We start from the raw sequence: 6,354 nt of genomic DNA on the forward strand, positions 1-6,354 counted from the left end.
ACATCAGCGCGGGCCTACGACTACTGCCGGGTACCGAGGTGGCGTCGCCGGGCGGCGACCAGGGCGTGCCAGCGCTCGCGGGTGGCCGGCTCGCTGTCGGCCCACCGGACGCGGGAGGTCTGGGTGACGGGCTGGCCGGCCATGAAGGCGGCGATGGTGCCGTAGTAGGCGAAGTCGCCGCCGCGGGTGTTCTCGCGCAGCCGGGCGATCGTCGCGGTCGCCTGGTCGTGGTCGTCGCGGACGGCGTGGTGGAAGGCGAGGGCGAGGTCCAGGGCGAGCTCGGTGTACGTCACGCCCGCGGTGCGGATCTCGGCGCGCAGCCCCTGGGCGCGGTCGTCGATGTCGGCGTCGGTGCGGCCGGCGTCGCGGGCGAGTGCCGCGATATGGGTGATCAGGGTGGTGGCGCGCAGATCGACGCCGGCCAGCAGCTGCTCGGCGAGGGCGAGTTCGTCGTCGGCGACGGCTGGGTCAGTGAAGGCCAGGGCGAAGGCGCGGTGCGCCTGGCTGTTGCCGCGCTCACCGGTGACACCGTGGTGTTCGGCTTCGTCGCGTGCGGCGGCGTAGGCGGCGGCGCGGTCCATGGCTCCGTGGGGCCACCAGATGTCGCCTTCGACGCGGTGGTGGCGGCCTTCCCAGCCCAGGGTGTGGGCGGTGGCCAGGGCGGTGGGGAAGTCGCCGGCCATACGGGCGAGATGGGCGAGTCCGCGGCGGGCGGCAGGGGAAAGGCGGCCCCCGCCGTCGGCGACGGCCTGCATTCCGGCGCGGGAGGCCGGGCTGTCCCCGAGGTCGCGGTGGGCCTTGGCCCGGTAGTACAGGGCCATGTGCTGCAGGTCGTCGGGGAGCAGGCGTCGGCTTTGCCACCAAACCGGACCTGGCCCGGGCGATGCTGGCGAGGGCGGTGGACGCCGGGGTGCCGTTTCGGTGGGTAACCGGGGACGAGGTCTACGGCCAGGACCCTGTGCTGCGCAGTTGGCTCGCCCAGAGGCGGCTCGGCTACGTGCTGGCGATCGGCTGCAAGCACCGGTGCGGGCCCCGAGGGCAGAACGCCCGCACCGTCTCGGCCATCCTGCCCGAGGACGCATGGGAGATCCGCTCCGCCGGCGACGGCGCCCACGGCCCACGCGAATACGCCTGGGCGATGGTTTCGTTGCCCGGCCAGCGCACGGATGGCTTCGAAGACGGTCTGCTACTCCGCCGGTCCCTGGCCGACGGCGAACGCGCCTATTACCTCACCCACGCCCGCGCCGACACCCCGCTCGCGGAGCTCGTCCGTGCCGCTGGGGGCCTGCTGGGCGATCGAGGAAGCCTTTCAGGCGGCGAAGAACGAGGCCGGCCTGGACCACTATCAGGTCCGTCACTATCCGGCCTGGTACCGGCACATCACCCTGGCCATGGCGGCCGCCGCCCATCTGGCCGCCCTCCGGGCTGCCACGGGAGAAAAGGGGGACACCGAGGCGACCTGATCCGACTGACCGTGAACGAGATCCGCCGCCTGCTGAACAAACTCGTCCACACGTCCGGCACGGGACCGACCACATCCTGCACTGGTCACGCTGGCGCCGCCGACACCAGCATCGAGCCCGGCTCAACCACTATCGCCGCCGCGGCCACCAACCCCCATAGCACTGACTGAATCCGGGTGCCGGACCAAGGCCGCCCGGGACAATAGTGATCACGTTGTGCGCTGGAGGGCTGCGTCATCCTTTACTTGATTCTTGCTTGCGATGTGCTCTTCTGGGTCTTCCTCGTAGGCGGCCTGACTGCGCGCTATGCCGCCGGCCGGCGGAACCTCGGCGGCGCGCTGCTGCTGTGCGTCCCGCTGATCGACGTCGTGCTGCTGGGGGCCACCGTGTTCAGTATCCGGGACGATGCTGAGCCAACGGTCTGGCACGGACTGTCGGCGGCCTACCTCGGAATCACCGTGGTCTACGGCCACCGCACCGTCCGCTGGGCCGATGCGAAGCTCGCCCGCCGCTTCAGCGGAGCCGCCGTTCCACCGCGTCCGGAGCTCTACGGCCGCGCGGCTGTCACGGATGCCTGGAAGTCCTGGTTCTGGTTCCTGCTGGCTTACGCGATCAGCGTCGGCCTGATCTTCGGCTTGGTGGTGCTGGTCGGCACCCTCGACAAGGGCGCTCTGCTACTCGTGTGGCTCAACCCCCTTACCAAAGTCCTCATTTACAGCCTGATCTGGCCCATAGTGACCACGGTCTGGCCTGGCAAGGCGCCAGAGCCTGCAAAGGCGAACCAGTGACTGGAGAGCCCCGCCGGTCACCGGCTGGGCACATACCCGGTGACCGCGACCACAGACTCCCGTAAATGCGGCTGCAGTATTAGGCCTCAACACCCCACGCATACAAGGGAAATGCCCTGATCACAGCCTTCTGCAACACGTTTCAAGGATTGCCCCGTTACTCCTGATCGCGGGGGCGTGGGTGCTGGCATGATGACGTCCATGACTGCATACCGAAAGGCCGATGCCGCGTAGACGGCCAGGCGCCCTGCGCGTCGAACAGCAAGGTCCTCGCGCCTGGGAGGACCCGCCGCCGGATCGGATCCACGGGCTCTCTGCCCGCACCAGCCTCGCGATACATCGAGCAGAGAGGCTGTCGGCCGACTATTACGTCTATCCCGGTGCCACCAACCGTGCGCTGCGGCGTTATCAAGCGTTTCTGGAACCGCCTGGACGTCGGCCTCTCTATCCGCAGAACGCGGAGTGCTCGTGCCGCGGCTGTTCCTTTGAGGACGTGAGGCATGCCCGCGACGTGCTCGAGCTGGTTCTGGAGCTGCTGCCCGTCCGGGCTCGTGCCGAATTGGAGCGCCAAGTGGTCTCTCTTGACACTGTTTACCTCAAGCGCACCCTTCCCGACCCGTTTGCCGACCGCCGACAGTGGCGCTCTGACCTTTGGTGGCGTCGGCGGCTCGCGGGCGGCAGGAAGCCTGGGTGAAACCCCGAGGTCCAGCGGGTCAGCAGTGAAATGATCACAGCATGGCTGGTGTGATCACGGAGCGGCGCCGTCCTGGATAATGCCCGTCAGCGGGCTGAACCCGCGCCAGTTCGGCAAGTTGGGAACCGCTGTGCGGTCTCAAGGTGCAGACGCTGCACGTCGGGGTCGGCCGTGGGGGTCTGCCACTGGAGGACCGGGTCCTGCTGGTTGCCACGTACTGGCGTGGGCGTCTGTCATGGCCTGGATCCGGGTGCGGAGGGCTGCGATGCGCCGTGGCGTGAAGGCTCTTGAGATGAGACGGCGCAGACGGGTGTGGTCGGGTGGGTCCATGTTGAGCAGATAGGCGTCGAGCTCGGGTGGCATGGACGACTGATAGCTACCACAGGTTTTCGCGTTTGCCTTATCCAGCGACAGGCGGCCATCCGCCAGCGAGGCGCGGGCCTCCCGGTAGCGGGTGATCACCCAGAGTGGCTCACCATCTGGAGTAGTGGTGCGGTGCACCGCGGCGCTATAGCGCAGGTGTGCGTAGACGGCAGTGGGGCTTTCTATGAGACTGCGATCGAAGAGAGTCATGGCCCAGTTCGCTTCGGTGCGGCAGAGGGTGTGAGACGGGAGAGGGCAGCCGGGACGAGGCGGGAAATACTGAACGCGTGGGCTATGTGGGCCATGCGTACGGCTTCCTTCTCGAGGCCACCGTCAGCGGACTCCGGTACGGCGTACTCCGCCTGCAGTGGTGCTACCTGGCCAGCGATATGTGCTTGAGGGGCAGCTGCGATCTGCATGGCATCTTCCTGAGCCTCTGCCCGGGTGCCGGTGATGTGGTGGGTAGAGCATAGTTCGCGCGCCAGGTCCCTGGTGGTCGTCGCAGTCCTCGGGGGAGTAGTCGCCGATCAGCACCCGTCGTACCGCACCGGTGCTGTTGGGGGTGCGGGCGGCGAGTCCGACACGCCGCCCGAGCGGCAACTCCCATGGAGACATCATCGGACTACCGGCGAGTAGGTAACTTTCGGTCAAACTTTGGCAGGGAGTCTTCGGCGTCTACACCTTTTCTTTACGTGTCCCACACAGATAATTCCCGCTGTGAGCTCGGCGTTTGCAGCTGCCGCGCCGCGCAAATGATTTCCCGTTGAGGGTTCGGGCATCGGGGACAGCGCTTGCCGTGCCCGGTTGACCTGTGGCTAAGTTGATCGCCGCGTGTACCGCATGAGGCGTCGACCATCCTCGTTGTGACGCGCGCACGTCATTGGCGCCCCAGGGGGGGCATCGTCACGGGGGAGAGATGGTCCGTCATGCCGTGACGCCGGCTCGCTGGAACACCTACTCGCTCGCCGCTGTCCGGGCGGGCTGATCCGCTCGTCCCACCGTCTCTAGGGCGGCTCCCGCCTGCCGCCGTCCGTTTTGCTACAAAGGATGCCCCTTTGCGCTTCAGACCGGGGTTGTTCAACCCCAGATCCCGAACATCAACAGCGTTAACCTCGGCTGCCACGTCCATCGCTGCCTTGGCCGTCCTCGGTGGCCTGGTCGTCCAGCCTGGCCAGCAGTTCGGCAGGGGCGCCGAACAGCGCACCGCGCCTGTGGCTGCGACGGGCGACTCGTACGACGGGTTCGACACCAAAGCGGCTGAGCAGCTGCGCGAGGATCAGTGTGTGGCCGTCGACGCCCTGCGCAAGGGCGGGCCCAACCTGTTCGGCCTCGCGCACAACTCCATCGGGCTGCCTCCCGACCAGCTCCACCAGAAGCTCAAGCGGGACCTCGCCGACAACAACTCTCCCCTGCACCAGGCCTCCTACGCGGACAGCGCCAGCAGCGACCAGTGGCTCAAGAAGGCCAATGACCAGGAGTTGGCGTTTGCCAAAACCGTCATGGGCCTAAGCTCCTACCCTGACGAGCCGCCCGGAGAGTTCGAGGTCTTCGACAAGACCGGACTGGTTCCGTGGTTGTGGCAGTCGTACTTCAAGTCGGTCGACTTGTTCTCGCCGTTCTACGACCCCTCTCCCACCGCTGACGACAAGACGAAGGCCGCCGCTCTCGCGGTCGGTGACCCGCAGTACACCACCGGGGGAACACCGCAGGAACAGCAGGCGTGGAAGGTCTGGAAGAAGAACTCGGGGAAGATCGAACCCAACGAGTTGTTCGTTCCCCGGGTGTTCGCCGATGACGCTCGTATCTTCCTGGGCTCCGGCGGATTCCCTCGCACGGCCCCGGCTGCGGACACCCCGGAGTACCGCATAGCGGTCGAGGATCTGAAGGCCCGCTTCGCCTCATGTTCGTGGCACGCCCCGATCGACCCGAACCGGGTTCTGGGCAAGGAGGTGGCGCAGGCGTCCGCCGAGTGGCAGCAGGAGATCGCCTCGCAGGCCACGCAGCGCCAGCAGATCCTCGGTGCCAACGTCACCGCCACCAAGGCGTTGCAGGAGGGCACGTTCACCCTGGGACAGGTCCTCGGCCAGTCGTGGATGGCGGACTACTCCGCCCGTTGGCAGGATTACTGGTCGGCCGGCGGGCTGGGCTGGATCGGCGACAGTCCTGTGGTGATCCAGGTGCCGGGCGCGGCGGGCCATTGCCTGGACGTCGCGGGCGGCAAGGTGGCCAACGGCACGCCCGTGCAGATCTACACCTGCAACGGCGGCGGGGCCCAGCAGTGGACGCTGGAGGGCAGCGAGGACAACCTCTACCTCCGCAATGTCGGCTCCCAAAGATGCCTCGACGTGGCCGGGAACGCGTCGGCGAACGGCACGAAGATCCAGATCTATGACTGCTACAAGTCCAAGGGGCAGTCGTGGAAGGGCGACGTCCGTGCCACCGCGCCTCTGAAGAGCGTGAGCACGGGCAAGTGCCTGGACTTGAGTGCGTTCACCAAGAGCACGGACGCGCGGCTGTTGGACTGCAAGAACGCCGCGTCGCAGAAGTTCCTGATCAAGCCGTCCGGTCACAAGGGCACGGACAGCCCGCTGTACCCGGACAAGGCCGAGTTCGACAAGGCGAAGAAGGTCGTCACCGACGCCCAGGCGGCAGCGAAGAAGCACCTGGCCACGCTCAAGACCCAGCTCGAGAACGCCAAGAAGGCGGCCACCGCCTCCGATACGGCTGAGCAGGCCGCGTACGGCATTGCGGATGCCGCCGGCGCGCCGCGGGGCCGTGGCCTGCTGGTCGGTCAGCAGAAAGCACAGGTCACCAAGGGGTCGGTGGCGGCGCTGACGGCGATGGTGAAGGCCGCTGAGACCGCCGAGGCGGCGACCAGGGCGTCCGCGGGCGACAGCGCGACCATCGCGCAGCGTGCTCTCGCGCAGGCCGCGCAGTCGAAGGCGGAGTTCCGCAAGGCCGCCGCGGCGATGGCCGAGTCCCAGGCGAAGGCCGCGGCCGACGCGGCGAAGGTGCACCGCGACAACGCCAAGAAGGACAAGGAGAC

Annotated in this window: 4 protein-coding genes and 2 pseudogenes; 5 read left to right on the top strand and 1 reads right to left on the bottom strand. The window is 67.5% G+C overall.

Annotated features, from left to right (window positions below; translation table 11 throughout):
* Positions 1-20: 20 nt before the first annotated feature.
* Positions 21-821, bottom strand: a complete 801-nt coding sequence (locus tag ACFTZL_RS39055; RefSeq protein WP_382593499.1) for a hypothetical protein — start codon at positions 819-821, stop codon at positions 21-23.
* 35 nt (positions 822-856) lie between these two features.
* Here ACFTZL_RS39055 and ACFTZL_RS39060 point away from each other — a divergent pair.
* The 5 genes and pseudogenes from ACFTZL_RS39060 to ACFTZL_RS39080 all read left to right on the top strand — a co-directional run.
* Positions 857-967 (top strand): annotated as a pseudogene (locus tag ACFTZL_RS39060) (hypothetical protein); the annotation flags it as partial.
* Between the two features lie 304 nt (positions 968-1,271).
* On the top strand, positions 1,272-1,463 hold the full coding sequence (locus ACFTZL_RS39065) for a hypothetical protein (protein ID WP_382593502.1): 192 nt from the start codon (positions 1,272-1,274) through the stop codon (positions 1,461-1,463).
* A gap of 263 nt (positions 1,464-1,726) precedes the next feature.
* Positions 1,727-2,251 (top strand): hypothetical protein, encoded by a 525-nt coding sequence (locus ACFTZL_RS39070; RefSeq protein ID WP_382593493.1) that lies wholly within the window; start codon positions 1,727-1,729, stop codon positions 2,249-2,251.
* A 735-nt stretch (positions 2,252-2,986) separates the two neighbouring features.
* Positions 2,987-3,181 (top strand): annotated as a pseudogene (locus tag ACFTZL_RS39075) (IS5/IS1182 family transposase); the annotation flags it as partial.
* A gap of 1,263 nt (positions 3,182-4,444) precedes the next feature.
* The coding region (locus ACFTZL_RS39080; protein ID WP_382593496.1) for an RICIN domain-containing protein at positions 4,445-6,354 on the top strand (1,910 nt) is incomplete at its 3' end.

Origin of the sequence: Streptomyces sp. NPDC056948 (assembly GCF_042674225.1) — a bacterium.
In the GTDB taxonomy this organism is placed as follows: domain Bacteria; phylum Actinomycetota; class Actinomycetes; order Streptomycetales; family Streptomycetaceae; genus Streptomyces; species Streptomyces purpurascens.